Origin of the sequence: Bradyrhizobium dasycarpum (assembly GCF_042019905.1) — a bacterium.
GTDB classification, from domain to species: domain Bacteria; phylum Pseudomonadota; class Alphaproteobacteria; order Rhizobiales; family Xanthobacteraceae; genus Bradyrhizobium; species Bradyrhizobium japonicum_B.
This window is the reverse complement of sequence record NZ_CP169574.1, coordinates 5,505,691-5,524,448: the sequence shown is the minus strand read 5'-3', so window position 1 is coordinate 5,524,448 and position 18,758 is coordinate 5,505,691. Positions and strand designations below refer to the sequence as shown.

The following is an 18,758-nucleotide window of genomic DNA, read 5'->3' as shown; positions in this document are numbered from 1 at the left end:
CGGAAATCGCGCGCTTGTGCGGCGTTGACGAAAAACAAGGCGCTCGCTTATAAGCCGCGCGAATTGTCCGCGATGACCCGGTGCGACGCCGGGAGCGGCTCTCTTGGGGCCGGAAAAGGGCCCGTTTTGGGCCGCATCTTCCGGACTTTACCATCAATTCTACAGGCAAATTGCCCGGTCAGCGGAGAAAAACCCGTGAAGCGGACTTATCAACCCAGCAAACTGGTGCGCAAGCGCCGTCACGGTTTCCGTGCCCGTCTCGCCACTGCCGGCGGCCGCAAGGTTCTCGCCGCCCGCCGCGCGCGCGGTCGCAAGCGTCTGAGCGCCTGAGCCAGACCCCCTTTTTGGGATTTCATCATGGATCGGCTGAGGCAGCGGGCGGATTTCCTCGCCGTTGCCAATGGCGCGCGGGTGAACAGTCCTGCGTTCGTCCTGCAAAGCCGTCCCCGCGATGACGGCGGCCCGGTCCGGATCGGCTTCACCGTCACCAAAAAGAACGGCAACGCCCCCGAGCGCAATCGCATCCGGCGCCGGCTTCGCGAATTGGTGAAGCGGCTCGATCCGGTGTCGATGCAGCCCCATCATGATTATGTGCTGGTCGGCCGAAGGGACGCGCTCTCGCGCCCCTTCGCCACCATGCTCGACGATCTGCGCATAGCGTTCACGAAGCCCGCGCGGCATACGGCCAAAGCGCGCGGCCACAGGCCGGGTCCCGCCGCAGCGACCAGCCGCAAACCAGATTGATGACGAGACAATCGAGATGACCGACAATCGTAACACCATCCTCGCCGTCATTCTGTCCGGCCTGGTGCTGATCGCGTGGCAGTATTTCTACAACGTGCCGCAGATGGAGAAGCAGCGCGCCCAGCAGCAGACGCAGGCCGAGTTGCAGAAGGGCACAACGCCCCAGCCGAGCGCGTCCGCGACGCCAGGTGGCGCGCCGGCGATGCCCGGCAGCGCGCCGCAGCCCGGCGCTGCCCAGCCGTCGACGCCGGCGGTGAACCAGGTACAGCCGATCGTCGCCCGCGAGACCGCCATTGCAGCCAGCCCGCGCGTCAAGATCGAGACGCCGCGGATCGTCGGCAGCATCTCGCTGAAGGGCGGCCGCATCGACGACATCGCGCTGGTGCAATATCGCGAGACGGTCGATCCGAAATCGCCGCCGATCGTCCTCTATTCGCCCTCGGGCACCGCCGAGCCCTATTACGCCGAGTTCGGCTGGGTGGCGGCGACGGGCGTGACGGCAAAGATGCCGGATGCCCAGACCGTCTGGCAGCAGGAGGGCAGCGGCAGCCTGACGCCGTCGACGCCCGTGATCCTGAAATGGGACAATGGCGACGGCCTCACCTTCCGCCGCACCATCGCCGTCGACGACCATTATCTTTTCACCATCAAGGACGAGGTGAACAACGTCGGCAATGCGCCTGTCACGCTCTATCCGTTCGCGCTGATCTCGCGCCACGGCGCGCCGCAGGTTTCCGGCTATTATATCCTGCATGAAGGCCTGATCGGCTATCTCGGCGACGAGAAGCTGAAGGAATATGGCTACAAGCAGGTCGACGAAGCCAAGCAGGTGAATTTCAACAACGTCACCAATGGCTGGCTCGGCATCACCGACAAGTACTGGGCCTCGGCGCTGCTGCCCGACACCAATGCGCGGCTGCAGGCGCGGTTCTCGTCGAACCCCGTCGGCAAGGTTCACACCTATCAGACCGACTATCTGCTCGACCCCGTCACGGTCGCGATCGGCGGCACCGCGACGGCGAACGCGCGGCTGTTCGCGGGCGCCAAGGAAGCCGGCGTGGTCGGCATCAACTTCCCGCTCGCCGGCCATGGCGGCTACAACAAGGAGCTCGGCCTCAACCATTTCGATCTGCTGATCGACTGGGGCTGGTTCCACTTCCTCACCAAGCCGATGTTCCTCGGCCTCGACTTCTTCTTCCGCTTCTTCGGCAATTTCGGCATCTCGATCCTGCTCGTCACCGTGATCGTGAAGCTGTTGTTCTTCCCGCTGGCGAACAAGTCCTACGCCTCGATGGCGAAGATGAAGTCGGTCCAGCCGCAGCTGCTGGCGCTGAAGGAGCGCTACCCCGACGACAAGGTGAAGCAGCAGCAGGAGATGATGGAGATCTACCGCAAGGAGAAGATCAATCCGGTCGCCGGCTGTCTGCCCGTGCTGATCCAGATCCCGGTGTTCTTCGCGCTCTACAAGGTGCTGTTCGTCACCATCGAGATGCGGCACGCGCCGTTCTACGGCTGGATCAAGGACCTCTCGGCGCCGGACCCGACCAACCTGTTCAACCTGTTCGGGCTGATCCCGTTCGATCCGACAACCATTCCCGTGTTCGGCTATTACCTCGCGCTCGGCATCTGGCCGATCATCATGGGCATCACGATGTGGTTCCAGATGAAGCTGAACCCGACGCCGCCGGATCCGACGCAGCAGATCATCTTCAACTGGATGCCGCTGATCTTCACCTTCATGCTGGCGGGCTTCCCCGCGGGCCTCGTGATCTATTGGGCCTGGAACAATCTGCTCTCGGTGGTCCAGCAGAGCTACATCATGCGCCGCAACGGCGTGAAGGTGGAGCTGTTCGACAATCTCAAGGCGACGTTCGCGCGGAAGGCGACGTAGGTCTCTCTCACTTTGTCATTCCGGGATGGTGCGAAGCACCAGACCCGGATCTCGAGATTCCGGGTCTGGTGCTTCGCATCGCCCGGAATGACAGTGCAACAAAAGAGTCTTCGCATGACCGACGACAAAGATGCGAAGCTGATCGAGGCCGGGCGCAAGCTGTTCGCGCGCGACTGGCAGTTCATCTGGGCTTCGCCCTCGATCCAGACGCTGCCGCCGATGGCCGGGCTGGAGGTCGCCTTTGCCGGCCGCTCCAATGTGGGCAAGTCGAGCCTGATCAATGCGCTCACGGGGCGCAACGCGCTGGCGCGCACCTCGCATACGCCGGGCCGCACCCAGGAGCTGATCTTCTTCGAGGTCCCGGGCAAGACCGACCTGCGTCTCGTCGACATGCCCGGCTACGGCTATGCCAAGGCGCCGAAGAGCCAGGTCGCGTCCTGGACCGAGCTGATCCACAAATTCCTGCTCGGACGCGCCAGCCTCGCTCGCGTCTACGTGCTGATCGACGCACGCCATGGACTGAAGGACGTCGATCTCGAAGTGCTGGACACGCTCGACCGCTCCGCCGTCAGCTACCAGGTCGTGCTGACCAAGGCCGATCAGGTGAAGGCGTCCGAGCTGCAGGCGCGCATCGCCGAGACCGAGGCTGCGCTGGCCAAGCATCCGGCCGCGTTCCCGAACGTGCTCGCGACATCGTCGCGCAGCTCGACCGGCATGGAGAGCCTGCGCGCCGCGATGGCGAAGCTCTTGGAAGAGCGGAGCAAGTAATGCCGGCCCATCGCCTCCTGATCGGGCTTGCCGGATTGATGGGCGCCGCCGGCGTCGCGCTGGCCGCGGCCTCCGCGCACGGCGCGGATGCGAGCCGGCTTGCCACGGCGAGCGCCATGCTGCTGTTTCACGCAACGGCCATCCTTGCGACCACAGCGCTGCTCGCGCGCGGCCTTCTGCATGGCGGAATTGGCCTCGTCGCCGCATTCGGCCTCGTGAGTGGCGCCGCGTTGTTCGCGGGCGACCTCACCTTGCGGCAATATGCGGGACACTCGCTGTTTCCGATGGCAGCACCGACCGGCGGAACGGTGATGATCGCGGGCTGGCTGGCGGTGAGTGTGGCGGCGGTGGCCGCGAGGAAGTGACGCTCCCTCTTACCCTCCCTGGAGGGGTCCGGGACGAGCGTAGCTCGCCCGTGGGTCGCTACGTATGAGCGAAGCGAGATGCGTAGCGGGGTGGGGTGAAGATCTCTCCCCATCCAACAGTGTTCGTGTGGAAAGATCACCCCACCCCGCTCGCGCTACGCGCGATCGACCCTCCCCTCCAGGGAGGGTAAAAAGGAACGCCACACTTTGCGCCGCGCCCGCCAATCGGATAGAACGCGCACCGACCGTCCCGCCAGCGAGACCGCGACATGACCGACATCTCCCCGCTCGACCAGGCCCGCATCCTGTCCGAAGCGCTGCCGCACATGCAGCAATATGACGAGGAAACCATCGTCATCAAATATGGCGGCCACGCCATGGGCGACGAGGAGACCGCGAAGAACTTTGCCCGCGACATCGTGCTGCTCGAACAGACTGCGATCAATCCCGTCGTGGTGCATGGCGGCGGGCCGCAGATCGCGACCATGCTGAAGCGCCTCGGCATTCAGTCGGAATTCGCGGCCGGGCTGCGCATCACCGATGCCGCGACCATCGAGATCGTCGAGATGGTGCTCGCCGGCTCCGTCAACAAGCAGATCGTCGGCTACATCAACGAGGCCGGCGGCAAGGCCGTCGGGCTGTCGGGCAAGGACGGCAACATGGTGAAGGCGTCGAAGACGACGCGCACCATCGTCGACCCGGGCTCCAACATCGAGAAGGCGATCGATCTCGGCTTCGTCGGCGACCCCGAGAAGGTCGATCTTACGCTGCTCAACCAGCTGATCGGCTACGAGCTGATCCCGGTGCTGGCGCCGCTCGCGACCTCCAAGGACGGCCAGACGCTGAACGTCAACGCCGACACCTTTGCCGGTGCGGTCGCCGGCGCGCTGAAGGCCAAGCGCCTGTTGCTGCTCACCGACGTGCCGGGTGTGCTCGACAAATCGAAGAAGCTGATCCCGCAATTGTCCGTCAAGGATGCGCGCAAGCTGATCGCCGACGGCACCATTTCCGGCGGCATGATCCCGAAGGTAGAGACCTGCATCTACGCACTGGAGCAGGGCGTCGAAGGCGTCGTCATCATCGACGGCAAGATGCAGCACGCGGTGCTGCTCGAGCTGTTCACCAACCAGGGCACGGGAACGCTGATCCACAAGTGAGAGACGAGAACACGAGAGACGCCGTCATGGCCGGGCTTGTCCCGGCCATCTACGATCTTTCGTCCGGAGCCAAGAACGTGGATGCCCGGGACAAGCCCGGGCATGACGAGCGGAGAGTTCAGCGCCCGCGCTGCCGCTCCCGCCTCACCCGCTTTCTGATGACGCTGCCGGCCGCGACCGTCTCGTTTTTCTTCTCCTCCGCCCCCGCCTTCGCCGACCTCAAGATCTGCAACCGCATGTCCTATGTGGTCGAGGCCGCGATCGGCATCGACGACAAGGCGGCGACCGCGACGCGCGGCTGGTTCAGGATCGATCCCGCCACCTGCCGCGTGGTGGTGCAGGGCACGCTGACCGCCGACCGCATCTTGCTCCACGCGCGCGCGCTCGGCGTCTATGGCGCCTCCCCGATCCCGCAGAGCGGTCGCGACATGCTCTGCGTCGCCCAGGACAATTTCGTCATCGCGGCGGCCCGGCAATGCCGCACCGGCCAGGCCCAGGCCGCCTTCACGCAAGTGACGCCGACGCAAGGCGCGGACGGCAACCTCATTGCCTACCTCGCCGAGGATTCCGAGTATGACGACGAGCAGGCACGGCTTGCCGGCATCCAGCGGCTTCTGGTGATCGCAGGCTATGACGCCGCGCCGATCGATGGCGTCGACGGACCGAAGACACAGGCCGCGCTGGCCGCGTTCCTGAAGAGCCGCGGCCTGTCGTCGGACATCGTAGGCTCGCCAAGCTTCTTCAAGACCATGGTCGATGCGGTGCAGACGCCGTCTGCGACCGGCCTTACCTGGTGCAACGATACGCCGCACAAGGTGATGGCGGCGATCGCGACCGACGACGGCAAGTCCGTGACCAGCCGCGGCTGGTATCGCATCGATCCCAAGACCTGCCTGCATCCTGACGTGACCGGCCAGCCGAAGCAGATCTTCAGCTTCGCGGAGGCCGTCGACGCCGACAACCGCACCGTCAAGCTGAAGGACAGACCGCTGAACTGGGGCGGCGACAGGCAGCTGTGCACGCGCGAGACCAAGTTCGAGACCAATGAGCAGACCGATTGCGGCGCGCGCGGATTTTCGGCAACGGGCTTTGGCGCGGTTGACATGTCGAGCGGCGGCAAGACGCTGCGCTTCGCCGTACCGTGATGGTGATGTGATGAGGGTAGCGCCACAAACTCCGCCGTCGTCCCCGCGAAGGCGGGGACCCATAACCACAGGGCGTTGTTTGAGGCGAACGCATCACTCCGAGCCTTCGCCAAACTTCTCCCTGTGGTTATGGGTCCCGGATCGGCGCGCGCTTGAGGCGTGCTTGTCCGGGACGACGAACTGAGAACGTTGACATGACCTCTCCCCGCACCTTCGACCACGTCGACACCTGGGTGTTCGACCTCGACAACACGCTCTATCCGCATCACGTCAATCTGTGGCAGCAGGTCGATGCGCGGATCGGGGAGTTCGTGTGCAACTGGCTGAATGTCGGCCCGGAAGAAGCACGCAACATCCAGAAGGATTATTACCGGCGCTTCGGCACCACCATGCGCGGCATGATGACCCTGCATGGCGTTTCCGCCGACGACTATCTCGCCTACGTCCACAAGATCGACCACTCGCCGCTGGAGCCTAACCCCGCGCTCGGCGAAGCCATCGCAAGATTGTCCGGGCGCAAGCTGATCCTGACCAACGGCTCGGTCGACCATGTCGATGCGGTGCTGGCGCGACTCGGCTTCGCCAGCCATTTCGACGGCGTGTTCGACATCATCGCCGCCGAATTCGAGCCGAAGCCGGCGGCGCAGACGTATCGGAAATTCCTCTCCGACCATTCGGTCGATCCGACCCGCGCCGCCATGTTCGAGGACCTCGCCCGCAACCTCACCGTGCCGCATGCGCTCGGCATGACCACGGTGCTGGTGGTGCCGGACGGCACGAAAGAGGTGGTGCGCGAGGACTGGGAACTGGAGGGGCGGGACGCCGCCCATGTCGACCACGTCACGGATGATCTGGCGGGGTTCTTGGCGGGACTGTCGCGGTGATTTCGTAGCCCTGATGACGCTGCGCTCCATCCGGGCTACGGGTCTTCACGGGTGATGACACAGAACGCAGCCTTGACTCCACCCCTGCAAATCCCGAAAAAGCGCTCCAATTCACACGAAACCACGCCTTCCCCAGAGGAAATCCCGATGTCCCTTGCAGCCCTCGAATCCACCATCAACAGCGCCTTCGACGCGCGCGAGACCATCTCGACCTCGACCAAGGGCGAGGTGCGCGAAGCCGTGGATCAGGCGCTGGAGACCTTGGACAAGGGCGAGGCGCGCGTTGCCGAGCGCGGCGCCGACGGCAAGTGGAAGGTCAATCAATGGCTGAAGAAGGCGGTGCTGCTCTCGTTCCGCCTCAACGACATGGGCGTCATTCCGGGCGGTCCCGGCAAGGCGACCTGGTGGGACAAGGTGCCATCGAAGTTCGAGGGCTGGGGCGAGAACCGTTTTCGCGATGCCGGTTTTCGCGCGGTGCCCGGCGCCGTGGTGCGCCGCTCGGCCTTCATCGCCAAGAACGTCGTCCTGATGCCGTCCTTCGTCAATCTCGGCGCCTATGTCGATGAGAGCACCATGGTCGACACCTGGGCCACCGTCGGCTCCTGCGCGCAGATCGGCAAGCGCGTGCACATCTCCGGCGGCGCCGGCATCGGCGGCGTGCTCGAGCCGCTGCAGGCCGAGCCCGTGATCATCGAGGACGATTGCTTCATCGGCGCGCGCAGCGAGGTCGCCGAAGGCGTGATCGTGCGCAAGGGCGCGGTGCTGTCGATGGGCGTGTTCCTGGGCGCCTCGACCAAGATCGTCGACCGCGAGACCGGCGAGGTCTTCATGGGCGAAGTCCCCGAATATTCGGTGGTGGTGCCCGGCGCGCTGCCCGGCAAGCCGATGAAGAACGGCCAGATCGGCCCCAGCACCGCCTGCGCCGTCATCGTCAAGCGCGTCGACGAGCGCACGCGCTCCAAGACCAGCATCAACGAGTTGCTGCGGGATTGATGCAAGGCGAGTAGCGAATGGCCAGTGGCGAATAGGACGCGCACCCTACTCGCGATTGGCCATTCACCATTCGCTGCCAGGATCGAACCCACTCTGCCTCCATCGCGACCAATTTCCGGGCGGCCCCGTTCCGCCCGGAGCCGTTCGCATGCGCTGGACCTGGTACCTCTTCCGCTTCGATGGCCGCATGAGCCGCGCCGGGTTCTGGTGCAGCCTGATCTTGGCCCTGTGCGGCATGATCCTGCTGGTCTTGCTCTGCCTGAGCGTCCTGTCCGCCCTCGGCAGCGAGGTCAAATCCTTCAATCTGAATGCTGAGGACGTCTTCAAGATCATCGATCCCGCGGCCTATCGATGGTCGCTGCTGGACAATTTGCCGCTGCTGCTGCTCAAGCTGGCCGCAACCGCATTGATGCTCTGGATCGATCTCGCGATCATGGTGAAGCGCCTGCATGACCGCGACAAGAGCGCGTGGTGGCTGCTTGCCTATTTCGTGCTGCCGGGCCTCTATAAGCAGTTCGAGGACCGCCTCCCGGACAGCTATTGGATGCTGCCGCTCGGGCTCGCGAGCGTCATCCTCCCCCTCGCCGCCTTTATCGAGACCGGCTTCCTACGCGGCACCGTTGGGCCCAATCGGTTCGGTCCTGATCCGGTAGCCGATGGCGATTCGACGTCCGCCGCGTCTCCTGCGAAACGCTGGGACCAGAGCCGGGAGATCGAATTTGTCCCGCCCCGTGCTAGCCCACCCGGCGGGATGCATGTTAAGCGGGACGCATGACCGATGCTCTCTCCATTGCCCGCGACCTGATCCGTTGCCCCTCAGTCACCCCGGCCGATGCCGGAGCGCTCGGGGTGCTCGAAAAAATCCTCTCCGCTGCCGGCTTCACCTGTCACCGCGTGACGTTCAGCGAGGAAGGCACCGCCGACGTCGACAATCTCTACGCTCGGATCGGCACCGATGGTCCGCACATCACCTTCGCAGGCCACACCGACGTGGTGCCGCCCGGGGACGAGAGCGCCTGGAGCGTCGGCGCGTTCTCGGGCGAGGTGAAGGACGGCGTGCTGCACGGCCGCGGCGCGGTCGACATGAAGGGCGGCATCGCCTGCTCGGTCGCCGCGGTGCTGGAGCATCTCGCCGCCAACGGCGGCAAGCCGCGCGAGGACGGTGCGGGCTCGATCTCGTTCCTGATCACGGGCGACGAGGAAGACGTCTCCATCAACGGCACCATCAAGCTGCTCAAATGGGCCGCCGAGCGCGGCGAAAAATTCGACCATTGCGTGCTCGGCGAGCCTTCCAACGTCGAGACGCTCGGCGACACTATCAAGATCGGCCGGCGCGGCTCGCAATCCGGCACGCTCGTCGTCGACGGCGTGCAGGGCCACGTCGCCTATCCGCACCGCGCCGCCAATCCGGTGCCTGACATTTCGCGGCTGATCGTGGCGATCTCCGACGAGCCGCTCGACCATGGCAGTGCGCAATTCCAGGCCTCCAATCTCGAATTCGTCTCGGTCGACGTCGGCAACAAGGCCTTCAACGTCATCCCCGGCGAGGCCCGCGCCAAGTTCAACATCCGCTATAACGACAACCACACCCAGGCGAGCTTGCGCGAGCTGGTCGAGACGCGTCTCGCCAAAGCCTGCGGCAACCGCATCAAGGCCCGCATCGTCTGGGAGCCCTCGAACTCGAACGTGTTCGTGACCAAGCCGGGGCCGTTCACCGATCTCGCGGTCTCTGCGATTGAGGAGGTGACGGGGCGCAAGCCCGAGCTGTCGACCTCAGGCGGCACCTCGGACGCGCGGTTCATCTCCGGCTATTGCCCGGTGATCGAGTTCGGACTGGTCGGCCAGACCATGCACCAGGTCGACGAGCGCGTGCCGGTTGCCGATCTGGAGAAGCTGACGCGGGTGTATCGCGGGATTTTGGCGCGGTATTTTGGGTAGGGTATTGCTGCCGCTCAACTCTCCGTTGTCATCGCCCGCGAAGGCGGGCGATCCAGTATTCCACCAGCGTCAGTGATTTGAACCGAGAGGCCGCGGCGTACTGGATGCCCCGCCTTCGCGGGGCATGACGGCGGTGGGTGTGGCGAGAACGCAAACGACCAAGGCGCGCACTCAATAATCCACCTTCATCAGATACAGTCCCTCCGGCGGCGCGACGATGCCGCAGGCGGCGCGGTTGCGGGCGGCGAGGGCTGCGGAGAGATCGTCGGCAGTCCAGCGGCCCTCGCCGACCCACACCAGCGATCCCACCATCGAGCGGACTTGGCTGTGCAGGAACGAGCGCGCCGAGGTGAGAATCGTGATCTCGCGGCCGTCGCGCGTGACGTCGAGTTGGTCGAGCGTCTTCTCCGGCGACTTGGCCTGGCACTCGGTATCGCGAAAGGTGGTGAAATCATGCTTGCCGAGCAGGCGCTGGGCTGCCGCATGCATCGCCTCGGCATCGAGCTTGCGCGGCACGCGCCAGGCGTGGCCGGCATCGAGCGCGAGATTGGCGCGGGTGTTGATGACGCGATAGCGGTAGTGCCGCTTCACCGCCGAGAAGCGTGCCTCGAAGTCGTCGGGCACGATCTCGGCCTCCAGCACCGCGATCGGATGCGGGCGCAGATGCGCGTTGAGCCCGTCGCGAAAACGGCCCGGCGGAAACTGCTTGTCGACGTCGACATGCGCGACCTGGCCGCGCGCATGCACGCCGGCATCGGTGCGGCCGGCGCCATGCACCCGCAGATCCGCTCCCGTCATCGCCTTCACCGCAGCCTGCAGCGCGCCCTGGACCGACGGCAGCGTGTCCTGCACCTGCCAGCCGAAGAACGGCGCGCCGTCATATTCGATGGTGAGCTTGTAGCGGGGCATCGATCCGACTTGATCCGGTGTCATTGCCGGGCCTGCCCCGGCAATCCATCGCCTGGAGACAGTCTTGTTGGAAGATGGATACGCGGGTCAAGCCCGCGTATGACGGTTGGTTAGCTGAATTTGGCTCCCGCCTTCAACGGCGCGCCGCGCAGAAAGTCCGCGGCCTGCATCCGGCCCTTGCCCTCGCGCTGGAGCTCGACGATGCGGATCGCGCCCTCGCCGCAGGCGATGGTGAGTTGATCGTCGAGCACCGCGCCCGGCTCGCCCGCGCCTTGCGCCAGCTGACAGCGCAGGATCTTGACGCGCGCGTTCTCCAGCTCGGCCCAGGCGCCGGGAAACGGCGACAGGCCGTGGATGTGGCGCAGCACCTCGCGCGCCGGCTTGCGCCAGTCGATCCGCGCCTCGGCCTTGTCGATCTTGGCGGCATAGGTGACGCCGTCCTCGCTCTGCTTCCTGAGCTGGAGCCCGCCGCGATCGAGCGCGGCCATCGCCCGTACCATCAGATCGGCACCGAGACGCGAGAGCCGATCGTGGAGCTCCGCCGCCGTCATGTTGTCCGTGATCGCGAGCCGCTCGGCCATGGCGACGTCGCCGGTATCGAGACCGACATCCATCTTCATCACCATGACGCCGCTCTCGGCATCGCCGGCCATGATCGCGCGGTTGATCGGAGCCGCGCCGCGCCAGCGCGGCAGCAGCGAGGCATGCAGATTGTAGCAGCCGAGTTTTGGCGCATTGAGGATCGCCTGCGGCAGGATCATGCCGTAGGCGACCACGACGGCGGCATCGGCCTCGAACGCACGAAATTCATCGAGCGCCTCCTGGGTCTTCAGCGTCTTCGGCGTCAGCACGGGCACCCCGAGCTTTCGCGCAGCCTCCTCGACCGGGGTTGGCTGCAATTGCAGCCCGCGCCGCCCGCCCGGCTTCGGCGCACGGGTGTAGACCGCCACGATCTCGTGGCCATGCGCGACCAGCTCGAGCAGCGTCGGCACGGAGAAATCGGGCGTGCCCATGAAGATCAGGCGGAGGGGCATGGGAAGAACCTGCGAGAGACGCTATTCACTGACGGTCATTCCGGGGCGGCTCGAAGAGCCGAACCCGGAATCTCGAGATTCCGGGTTCGATGCTGCGCATCGCCCTGGAATGACGGATTACTCCGCCCGCTTGGCGGCCTTCTCGAACTTCTTCAACACGCGGTCGCGCTTGAGCTTCGACAGATAGTCGATGAACAGCACGCCGTTGAGATGGTCGATCTCGTGCTGGATGCAGGTGGCATAGAGGCCTTCGGCGTCCTCCTCGTGCACCTTGCCGTCGAGATCGGTGAAGCGCACGCGCACCTTCGCCGGGCGCTCGACCTCCTCGTAATATTCGGGGATCGACAGGCAGCCTTCCTCGTAAACCGACAGCTCTTCCGAAGAGGCGATGATCTCGGGGTTGATGAAGACGCGCGGCAGCGGCTTGGTCTCGCCGTTCTCGTCGCGCTTGGCGAGGTCCATGGTGATCAGCCGCAGCGGCTGCGCGACCTGGATCGCGGCGAGGCCGATGCCGGGCGCGTCGTACATGGTCTCGAACATGTCGTCGGCAAGCTTGCGGATCTCCGAGGTGACCTTCTCGATCGGCTTGGAGACCAGGCGCAGCTGCTTGTCGGGCAGGATGATGATTTCTCTGAGGGCCATGGCCGCGATTTAAGCCCCATGCCCGATGCGGTCAATGCAGCCCGGAACCCTGTTAACTCCTCGCTAACCATAAAACTTCAGGTTTCGTTAACCATAAAAATTAACGGAGCATTTACCATAAATGTTCGCTATTCGTTCGTATGCCCAGGCGAATCGGCTAGAAGGGTCGGCATGAACGACATCATCTTCATGCTCGGCGACTGGCCGGTGCGCGTCGTGGACGCGCTGATCGGCTTCGGCGCCCTGGTTCTCATCCTGCTGGTGGTGATTGCGGTCGTAATCGCGCGGTCCGGACGGCGCGGCGCGGAACTCGCGATGGCGCACGCGATCCGGGCCGACGAGCTCGAGGAGCGCCTGAGCGAGGTGCTGCGGGCCCAGAGCGAATCCTCCGGCCGGGTCGACGCCATGACCCAGGCGCTCGCCGGCCGCCAGGCCGAGATGGCGCGGGCCGTCAACGAGCGACTGGATTCGGTGACCCATCGCGTCGGCCAGTCCATGGAACATTCGACCCGCAACACCATGGAGAGCCTGCGCGCGCTGCACGAGCGGCTCGGCATCATCGACAGCGCGCACAAGAACCTCACCGACCTCACCACCCAGGTGACCACCTTGCGCGACGTGCTCGCCAACAAGCAGTCGCGCGGCGCCTTCGGTCAGGCGCGGATGGAGGCGATCGTCCAGGACGGGCTGCCGAAGGGATCCTACGAGTTCCAGTTCACGCTCTCGACCGGCAAGAGGCCGGACTGCGTCGTGTTCCTGCCCGACCAGCGCCCGCTCTGTATCGACGCCAAGTTTCCGCTGGAGGCGATGACGGCGCTGCACGATGCCCGCACCGACGAGGAGAAGCGCCTCGCCACGCAGCGGCTGCGCGGCGACGTGATGAAGCATGTCAGCGACATCGCCGAAAAATATCTCGTCGCCGGCGAGACCCAGGAGATGGCGCTGATGTTCGTGCCGTCGGAATCGGTCTACGCCGAAATCCACGACGGCTTCGACGACGTGATCCAGAAGGCCTATCGCGCCCGCGTCGTACTGGTGTCGCCCTCGCTTCTGATGCTCGCGATCCAGGTGATGCAGCAGATCATGAAGGACGCGCGCATGCGCGATGCCGCCGACCAGATCCGCACCGAGGTGATCAAGCTTGGCGACGACCTCGGCCGGCTGCGCGACCGCGTGCTGAAGCTGCAGAAGCATTTCGCCGACGTCAACGAGGACGTCCGCCAGGTGCTGATCTCCGCCGACAAGATCGAGAAGCGCGCGGGACGCATCGAGGAGCTCGATTTCAGCAAGAGCGACGCCCCGGAGGGACCGCGGCTGGTGGCGACGGCCGCAGGCGAGCTGTTTCCGCGCAAGCTCCAGGCGGGAGAGTGATTCTAGGTCGTCATGGCCGGGCTTGTCCCGGCCATCCACGGCTTTCCGGCGGCATTAAGAACGTGGATGCCCGGGACAAGCCCGGGCATGACGGACTTTGTGGCAGAGGCAGCGCCGCCAGAATCTGCTAACACGACCCCATGACCGCACCCGACGCGACTTCGCCCGCCGCCGCTCCTGCAACCTCCTGGCGCGACAGCCTTGCCGTCTACCTGCAGCCGCGGGTGCTGATCGTGCTGTTTCTCGGCTTCTCCTCGGGGTTGCCGCTGGCGCTGTCGGGCTCGACGCTGCTGGTGTGGATGGCCGAGGCCGGGGTCGATCTCGGAACGATCGGGCTCTTTGCACTGGTTGGAACGCCGTACACGCTCAAGTTCCTCTGGGCGCCTCTGGTCGATGCCTTGCATGTCCCGTTCTTCACGCGCACCTTTGGCCGCCGGCGTGGATGGCTGGTGTTCTCGCAATTGCTGCTGATCGGCGCGATCCTGCTGCTGGCGCTGACCGATCCGGCGCGCTCGCCGCTGTTCGTCGCGTTTGGTGCGCTCTTGGTCGCGACGATGTCCGCGACGCAGGACATCGTGGTCGATGCCTTCCGCGTCGAAAGCCTGCCCGAAAGCGAGCAGGCCGCCGGCATGGCGGCCTATGTCGCGGCCTATCGCATCGGCATGCTGATATCGACCGCGGGCGCCTTGTTCATCGTCACCGGCTTCGAGGCGATCGTCCCTCGTGGCGCCGCCTGGATGTGGGGCTATGTGGTGATGGCGGCGCTGGTGCTGATCGGCACGGCGACGGCGCTGGCCGCCACCGAGCCCGCACAATCCGGGCGCGCCGAAGCCGCCACGCGGGACGAGGACGCACTCACGCGGGTGTTCCATGCCGCGCTGGGCGCGTTCTCGGAATTCCTGCGACGCAAGGAAGCATGGGTCGTGCTCGCCTTCGTCGTGCTGTTCAAGTTTACCGACGCGTTTTCCGGCAACATGACCGTGCCGTTCGTGATCGACATCGGCTTCACGCGGAACGACTATGCCGTGATCGTCAAGGGCGTCGGCATCGTGGCGACCCTGGCCGGCGGTTTTGCCGGAGGCTTCGTGGCCCGGCGCTATTCGCTGGCCACGAGCCTGTGGATCGGCGGCATCGTCCAGGCGATGTCCAACCTGTCATTCTCATGGCTCGCGCTGGTCGGCGTCAATGAATGGGCGCTGACCCTCGCCATCACCTCCGACAATTTCTGCAACGCCATCGGCACCGTGATCTTCGTCGCCTATCTGTCGGCGCTGTGCCAGAACCCGCTGCATACCGCGACCCAGTATGCGCTGCTGACGGCGCTCGCCGCCGTGGGACGCACCTATTTGTCATCGGGTGCGGGCTATCTGGCGAAGGCGACGGGCTGGCCGATGTTCTTCGCGATCTCCGTCCTCGTCGCCATTCCGAGCCTGATGCTGCTGGCTTACTTGCAGAAGCGCGGGCACTTCGAGGCGCTGGGGCCGGTGCGGGTGTAGGCGCCTCTGTCATGCCCCGCGGAGACGGGGCATCCGGTACTCCGAGACAGTCGTGATTGACCGAGAAGCCGCGGCGTCTGGATCGCCCGCCTTCGCGGGCGATGACACCGGAATCGGGGAGACGACTCCAACCCCTACTGCTTCTTGATGATGCTCCACTTCGTGATCACGGCTTCGCTCATCTGGCCGGCATCGCTGGCGCAGGCGATCTCGTCGACCTTGACCGAGATCTCCTTGCCGACGAACGATTTCAGCTGCGTGGCCTGCGCGTCGCTGGAGGTGACGAGCTGGAAGGTCTCGGGGCCGGTTTCGAGATTGCACAGCCCGTTCGGCGCCGGCAGGCGACGCGGCTCGGAGGTGATCTGATACATCGGAACCCGCTTGCCGTTCTTGCCGTCGCGCACCTTCATGGCGTTCAGCTCGCCCGACAGCACGTCGCCATTGTTGATCGGCTTGCCGGGCTTCGACGGCGGCGGGGCCTCGTCACCCGGCTGCGCGGAGATGGCCGGGGTCACCAGCATCGCCATCGTCGCAACCAAAGCCAATCGTGTGGCGAAAAGTTTCGTCATGTCGTCCGTTCCGTGATCTGTGAATGGCTAGAACAGGGTGCGCTGCCGCATCGCTGCCGATAGCGTACCTTCGTCGAGATAATCAAGCTCGCCGCCGACGGGAACTCCATGGGCGAGCCGTGTCACCTTCACATTGGCGTCCTGAAGCAGGTCGGTGATGTAGTGCGCCGTGGTCTGACCGTCCACCGTCGCATTCAGCGCCAGGATGATCTCGTGCACCTGCGAATCATGGGCGCGCGCGACCAGCGCGTCGATGGTCAGATCCTGCGGGCCGACGCCGTCGAGCGGCGACAATGTCGCGCCCAGCACATGATAGCGCCCTTGAGTCGCATTGGCCCGCTCCAGCGCCCAGAGATCGGCGACGTCGGCGACGACGACGATGATGGCGGGATCGCGCTTCGGATCGGTGCAGACGGTGCAGGGATTTTGCGTGTCGATGTTGCCGCAGGTCTTGCAGACCTGGACCTTGTCCAGCGCCACCTGCATGGCGGAGGCCAGCGGCATCATCAACGCTTCGCGTTTCTTGATCAGATGCAGCGCCGCGCGCCGCGCCGAGCGCGGACCGAGGCCCGGCAGCCGTGCGAGCAGCTGGACCAGCCGCTCGATCTCGGGACCTGCAACAGCGCCCATATTACTGGCCGAACAACCCCGGCGGCAGGCCGAGCCCGCCGGTGAGAGCCTGCATCTTCTCCTGCATCGCGGCCTCCGCCTTGCGGCGCGCATCGCCCATGGCGGTGACGAGCAGGTCTTCCAGCACCTCGCGCTCTTCCGGCTTCATCAGCGAGGGATCGATCTTGATGCCCTTCACGTCCATCTTCGCGGTCATGCGCACGGCGACGAGGCCGCCGCCGGAGATGCCCTCGACTTCCACGTTGGCGAGCTGCTCCTGCATCTCCTGCATCTTGGATTGCAGCTGCGCCGCCTGCTTCATCATGCCGAGAAAATCAGCCATCGGTGTCTGTCCTTGAAAAGCTCGGCTCAGAGATCGTCGCCGTCGGAACCGTCGGGCGGATCGTCACTGCCATAGTCGGTGCTTATATCGGATTCCGGCGTCTCGGGGGCAAGCCTGCGGACCTCGACGACCTTGGCGCCGGGGAAACGCGACAGCACCTCCTGCACGCGCGGATCGGCCTCGGCGGTACGCGCATGCTGCTGCTTGGCGGCCTGGTTCACCGAGCGCAGCGTCGGCTGGCCCTGCTCGTTGGAGACGACGATGGTCCAGCGCCGGCCGGTCCACAGCTCGAATTTCTTCGCAAGCTCCGAGATCATGGTCTTGGAGGCGTTGGGCTCGAGCGCGACTTCCAGCCGGCCCTCCTCGAAACGGACGAGCCGCATATCGCCTTCGAGCGCGCCCTTGGTGATGAGATCGCGCTTCTGCCCGGCCAGCGCAACGAGCTGGGTGAAGCTCGTGATGCGCAGTTGCGGCGCTGCCCCTTGCGGATCCGGCGCCGGCGCCGCCATCTGCGGCCGGGCCCCGCCGCCCCCGAACGAAGGCGGCGAGGCGGTCGGCATGCGAACCGGCGCCGCGGACGTCACCGGCGCGGCCGGCGCGCTGCTGCGTGCAGCACTGCCACCGCTCACGACCGGCGAGCCGCCGCCGTTCTGCTCCAGCATCCTGATGGCTTCATCGGGCGTCGGCAGGTCGGCGACATAGGCGATACGCACCAGCACCATCTCTGCGGCCGCCGCGGGCCGTGTTGCGGCCTGCACCTCGGTGATGCCTTTGAGCAGCATCTGCCACATCCGCGACAGCACGCGCATCGAGATCTTCGAGGCGAACTCCCTGGCGCGCACGCGCTCGGTCTCGCCGTAAGCGACGTTGTCGGCGGTCGCCGGCACGATCTTCACGCGGGTGACGAAATTGACGAATTCAGCGAGATCGGAGAGCACGACGATGGGATCGGCGCCGACGTCGTACTGGTCGCGGAACTCCTTGAAGGCAGCCGCGATGTCGCCGCGCGCCAGCGACTCGAACAGGTCGATCACGCGGGTGCGGTCGGCAACGCCCAGCATCTGCCGGACCGCATCGGCCTTCACGGCGCCTGCCGCATGCGCGATCGCCTGGTCGAGCAGCGACAGCGAATCGCGCACGGAGCCTTCGGCGGCGCGGGCGATGATGCCGAGCGCCTCAGGCTCGATCTCGACGTTTTCCTTCGCGGCGATGTTGGCGAGGTGCTTCATCAGCACGTCGGCGTCGACGCGGCGCAGGTCGAAGCGCTGGCAGCGCGACAGCACGGTGACCGGAACCTTGCGGATCTCCGTCGTCGCAAACACGAATTTGGCGTGCTCCGGCGGCTCCTCCAGCGTCTTCAGGAAGGCGTTGAACGCCGCTGTCGACAGCATGTGGACTTCGTCGATGATGTAGACCTTGTAGCGGGCGCTGGCCGGCGCATAGCGCACGCTGTCGTTGATCTGGCGGACGTCGTCGACGCCGGTATGCGAGGCCGCGTCCATCTCCAGCACGTCCATGTGCCGGCTTTCCATGATCGCCTGGCAATGCACGCCCAGGGTCGGCATGTGGATGGTCGGGCCCTTCACCGAACCATCCGGCATCTCGTAGTTGAGTGCGCGGGCCAGGATGCGCGCGGTGGTGGTCTTGCCGACACCGCGGACGCCGGTGAGGATCCAGGCCTGCGGAATCCGCCCGGTCTCGAACGCATTGGAGACGGTGCGGACCACGGCCTCCTGGCCGATCAGATCGTCGAATGAGGATGGACGGTATTTGCGCGCCAGCACCCGGTACGGCGCGTTGCCGGCCGGACCGGCGCTATCGGGATTGGAGGGGGCGCCAGCGTCGGTCATCGGTCGATCCGCAATGAAATGTCTCTTGGCCGGCTTTTGCGGAAAGGAGC

The 18,758-nt window shown here is 65.4% G+C and carries 20 protein-coding genes; 13 read left to right on the top strand and 7 right to left on the bottom strand.

Annotation, left to right across the window (positions count from 1 at the left end):
* Positions 1-195: 195 nt before the first annotated feature.
* From rpmH to dapE, 11 genes are all read left to right on the top strand, one after another.
* The gene (gene rpmH / locus ACETMP_RS26340) at positions 196-330 is read left to right on the top strand and encodes a 50S ribosomal protein L34 (RefSeq protein WP_008542748.1); all 135 of its coding nucleotides are present in this window, start codon (positions 196-198) and stop codon (positions 328-330) included.
* 27 nt (positions 331-357) lie between these two features.
* Positions 358-744 carry a ribonuclease P protein component gene (rnpA, locus tag ACETMP_RS26335; protein WP_375158439.1) on the top strand — a complete coding sequence of 129 codons (387 nt, stop codon included), beginning with the start codon at positions 358-360 and terminating at the stop codon, positions 742-744.
* A gap of 16 nt (positions 745-760) precedes the next feature.
* Complete coding sequence (yidC, locus tag ACETMP_RS26330) at positions 761-2,635, top strand: membrane protein insertase YidC (RefSeq protein ID WP_375158438.1); 1,875 nt, start codon at positions 761-763, stop codon at positions 2,633-2,635.
* A 114-nt stretch (positions 2,636-2,749) separates the two neighbouring features.
* The gene (yihA, locus tag ACETMP_RS26325) at positions 2,750-3,403 is read left to right on the top strand and encodes a ribosome biogenesis GTP-binding protein YihA/YsxC (protein ID WP_375158437.1); all 654 of its coding nucleotides are present in this window, start codon (positions 2,750-2,752) and stop codon (positions 3,401-3,403) included.
* Positions 3,403-3,768, top strand: coding sequence for a DUF423 domain-containing protein (locus ACETMP_RS26320; protein ID WP_375158436.1), 366 nt, complete (start codon positions 3,403-3,405; stop codon positions 3,766-3,768). The genes yihA and ACETMP_RS26320 overlap by 1 nt, the downstream gene beginning before the upstream one ends.
* 269 nt (positions 3,769-4,037) lie before the next feature.
* Positions 4,038-4,925 (top strand): acetylglutamate kinase, encoded by an 888-nt coding sequence (argB, locus tag ACETMP_RS26315; protein WP_028138885.1) that lies wholly within the window; start codon positions 4,038-4,040, stop codon positions 4,923-4,925.
* A gap of 158 nt (positions 4,926-5,083) precedes the next feature.
* A complete protein-coding gene (locus tag ACETMP_RS26310; protein ID WP_375161990.1) occupies positions 5,084-6,070 on the top strand; it encodes a DUF1036 domain-containing protein in 987 nt (328 codons plus the stop codon).
* Between the two features lie 194 nt (positions 6,071-6,264).
* Positions 6,265-6,954: a pyrimidine 5'-nucleotidase gene (locus ACETMP_RS26305; protein ID WP_375158435.1), complete on the top strand. Its 690-nt coding sequence runs from the start codon at positions 6,265-6,267 to the stop codon at positions 6,952-6,954.
* Between the two features lie 147 nt (positions 6,955-7,101).
* Complete coding sequence (dapD, locus tag ACETMP_RS26300; RefSeq protein ID WP_375158434.1) at positions 7,102-7,947, top strand: 2,3,4,5-tetrahydropyridine-2,6-dicarboxylate N-succinyltransferase; 846 nt, start codon at positions 7,102-7,104, stop codon at positions 7,945-7,947.
* Positions 7,948-8,095: 148 nt separating this feature from the next.
* On the top strand, positions 8,096-8,722 hold the full coding sequence (locus tag ACETMP_RS26295) for a DUF805 domain-containing protein (RefSeq protein WP_375158433.1): 627 nt from the start codon (positions 8,096-8,098) through the stop codon (positions 8,720-8,722).
* Positions 8,719-9,885, top strand: a complete 1,167-nt coding sequence (gene dapE / locus ACETMP_RS26290; protein WP_375158432.1) for a succinyl-diaminopimelate desuccinylase — start codon at positions 8,719-8,721, stop codon at positions 9,883-9,885. The genes ACETMP_RS26295 and dapE overlap by 4 nt, the downstream gene beginning before the upstream one ends.
* A 171-nt stretch (positions 9,886-10,056) precedes the next feature.
* Here dapE and truA read toward each other — a convergent pair whose 3' ends face one another.
* The 3 genes from truA to def form a co-directional block, all read right to left on the bottom strand.
* Entirely contained in the window at positions 10,057-10,794 is a 738-nt protein-coding gene (truA, locus tag ACETMP_RS26285) for a tRNA pseudouridine(38-40) synthase TruA (RefSeq protein WP_375158431.1), read from the bottom strand.
* Between the two features lie 110 nt (positions 10,795-10,904).
* Positions 10,905-11,828: a methionyl-tRNA formyltransferase gene (fmt, locus tag ACETMP_RS26280; RefSeq protein ID WP_375158430.1), complete on the bottom strand. Its 924-nt coding sequence runs from the start codon at positions 11,826-11,828 to the stop codon at positions 10,905-10,907.
* A 117-nt stretch (positions 11,829-11,945) separates the two neighbouring features.
* Entirely contained in the window at positions 11,946-12,470 is a 525-nt protein-coding gene (def, locus tag ACETMP_RS26275) for a peptide deformylase (RefSeq protein WP_375158429.1), read from the bottom strand.
* Positions 12,471-12,641: 171 nt separating this feature from the next.
* Between def and ACETMP_RS26270 the strand changes: the two genes are divergently transcribed.
* Positions 12,642-13,841, top strand: coding sequence for a DNA recombination protein RmuC (locus tag ACETMP_RS26270; RefSeq protein WP_257178512.1), 1,200 nt, complete (start codon positions 12,642-12,644; stop codon positions 13,839-13,841).
* 140 nt (positions 13,842-13,981) lie between these two features.
* Positions 13,982-15,337 (top strand): MFS transporter, encoded by a 1,356-nt coding sequence (locus ACETMP_RS26265; RefSeq protein WP_375158428.1) that lies wholly within the window; start codon positions 13,982-13,984, stop codon positions 15,335-15,337.
* A gap of 134 nt (positions 15,338-15,471) precedes the next feature.
* Here the strand turns inward: ACETMP_RS26265 and ACETMP_RS26260 are convergent, their stop codons facing one another.
* Genes ACETMP_RS26260 through ACETMP_RS26245 form a run of 4 tightly spaced genes read right to left on the bottom strand, consistent with a single transcriptional unit; the run spans position 15,472 to position 18,708 of the window.
* Entirely contained in the window at positions 15,472-15,906 is a 435-nt protein-coding gene (locus tag ACETMP_RS26260) for a hypothetical protein (RefSeq protein WP_028138897.1), read from the bottom strand.
* Positions 15,907-15,933: 27 nt separating this feature from the next.
* On the bottom strand, positions 15,934-16,536 hold the full coding sequence (recR, locus tag ACETMP_RS26255; RefSeq protein WP_028138898.1) for a recombination mediator RecR: 603 nt from the start codon (positions 16,534-16,536) through the stop codon (positions 15,934-15,936).
* 1 nt (position 16,537) lies between these two features.
* Positions 16,538-16,858 (bottom strand): YbaB/EbfC family nucleoid-associated protein, encoded by a 321-nt coding sequence (locus tag ACETMP_RS26250; RefSeq protein WP_028138899.1) that lies wholly within the window; start codon positions 16,856-16,858, stop codon positions 16,538-16,540.
* A 26-nt stretch (positions 16,859-16,884) separates the two neighbouring features.
* Positions 16,885-18,708: a DNA polymerase III subunit gamma/tau gene (locus tag ACETMP_RS26245; RefSeq protein WP_375158427.1), complete on the bottom strand. Its 1,824-nt coding sequence runs from the start codon at positions 18,706-18,708 to the stop codon at positions 16,885-16,887.
* Positions 18,709-18,758: the final 50 nt, after the last annotated feature.

Excerpts from the sequence above, each read along its gene's own strand:
- dapD (WP_375158434.1), top strand. The coding sequence starts at position 7,102 with ATGTCCCTTGCAGCCCTCGAATCCACCATCAACAGCGCCTTCGACGCG.
- ACETMP_RS26320 (WP_375158436.1), top strand. The coding sequence starts at position 3,403 with ATGCCGGCCCATCGCCTCCTGATCGGGCTTGCCGGATTGATGGGCGCC.
- fmt (WP_375158430.1), bottom strand. The coding sequence starts at position 11,828 with ATGCCCCTCCGCCTGATCTTCATGGGCACGCCCGATTTCTCCGTGCCG.
- ACETMP_RS26245 (WP_375158427.1), bottom strand. The coding sequence starts at position 18,708 with ATGACCGACGCTGGCGCCCCCTCCAATCCCGATAGCGCCGGTCCGGCC.
- argB (WP_028138885.1), top strand. The coding sequence starts at position 4,038 with ATGACCGACATCTCCCCGCTCGACCAGGCCCGCATCCTGTCCGAAGCG.
- yihA (WP_375158437.1), top strand. The coding sequence starts at position 2,750 with ATGACCGACGACAAAGATGCGAAGCTGATCGAGGCCGGGCGCAAGCTG.
- ACETMP_RS26295 (WP_375158433.1), top strand. The coding sequence starts at position 8,096 with ATGCGCTGGACCTGGTACCTCTTCCGCTTCGATGGCCGCATGAGCCGC.
- yidC (WP_375158438.1), top strand. The coding sequence starts at position 761 with ATGACCGACAATCGTAACACCATCCTCGCCGTCATTCTGTCCGGCCTG.
- ACETMP_RS26250 (WP_028138899.1), bottom strand. The coding sequence starts at position 16,858 with ATGGCTGATTTTCTCGGCATGATGAAGCAGGCGGCGCAGCTGCAATCC.
- ACETMP_RS26260 (WP_028138897.1), bottom strand. The coding sequence starts at position 15,906 with ATGACGAAACTTTTCGCCACACGATTGGCTTTGGTTGCGACGATGGCG.
- ACETMP_RS26270 (WP_257178512.1), top strand. The coding sequence starts at position 12,642 with ATGAACGACATCATCTTCATGCTCGGCGACTGGCCGGTGCGCGTCGTG.
- ACETMP_RS26265 (WP_375158428.1), top strand. The coding sequence starts at position 13,982 with ATGACCGCACCCGACGCGACTTCGCCCGCCGCCGCTCCTGCAACCTCC.
- ACETMP_RS26310 (WP_375161990.1), top strand. The coding sequence starts at position 5,084 with ATGACGCTGCCGGCCGCGACCGTCTCGTTTTTCTTCTCCTCCGCCCCC.
- rnpA (WP_375158439.1), top strand. The coding sequence starts at position 358 with ATGGATCGGCTGAGGCAGCGGGCGGATTTCCTCGCCGTTGCCAATGGC.
- def (WP_375158429.1), bottom strand. The coding sequence starts at position 12,470 with ATGGCCCTCAGAGAAATCATCATCCTGCCCGACAAGCAGCTGCGCCTG.
- ACETMP_RS26305 (WP_375158435.1), top strand. The coding sequence starts at position 6,265 with ATGACCTCTCCCCGCACCTTCGACCACGTCGACACCTGGGTGTTCGAC.
- dapE (WP_375158432.1), top strand. The coding sequence starts at position 8,719 with ATGACCGATGCTCTCTCCATTGCCCGCGACCTGATCCGTTGCCCCTCA.
- truA (WP_375158431.1), bottom strand. The coding sequence starts at position 10,794 with ATGCCCCGCTACAAGCTCACCATCGAATATGACGGCGCGCCGTTCTTC.
- recR (WP_028138898.1), bottom strand. The coding sequence starts at position 16,536 with ATGGGCGCTGTTGCAGGTCCCGAGATCGAGCGGCTGGTCCAGCTGCTC.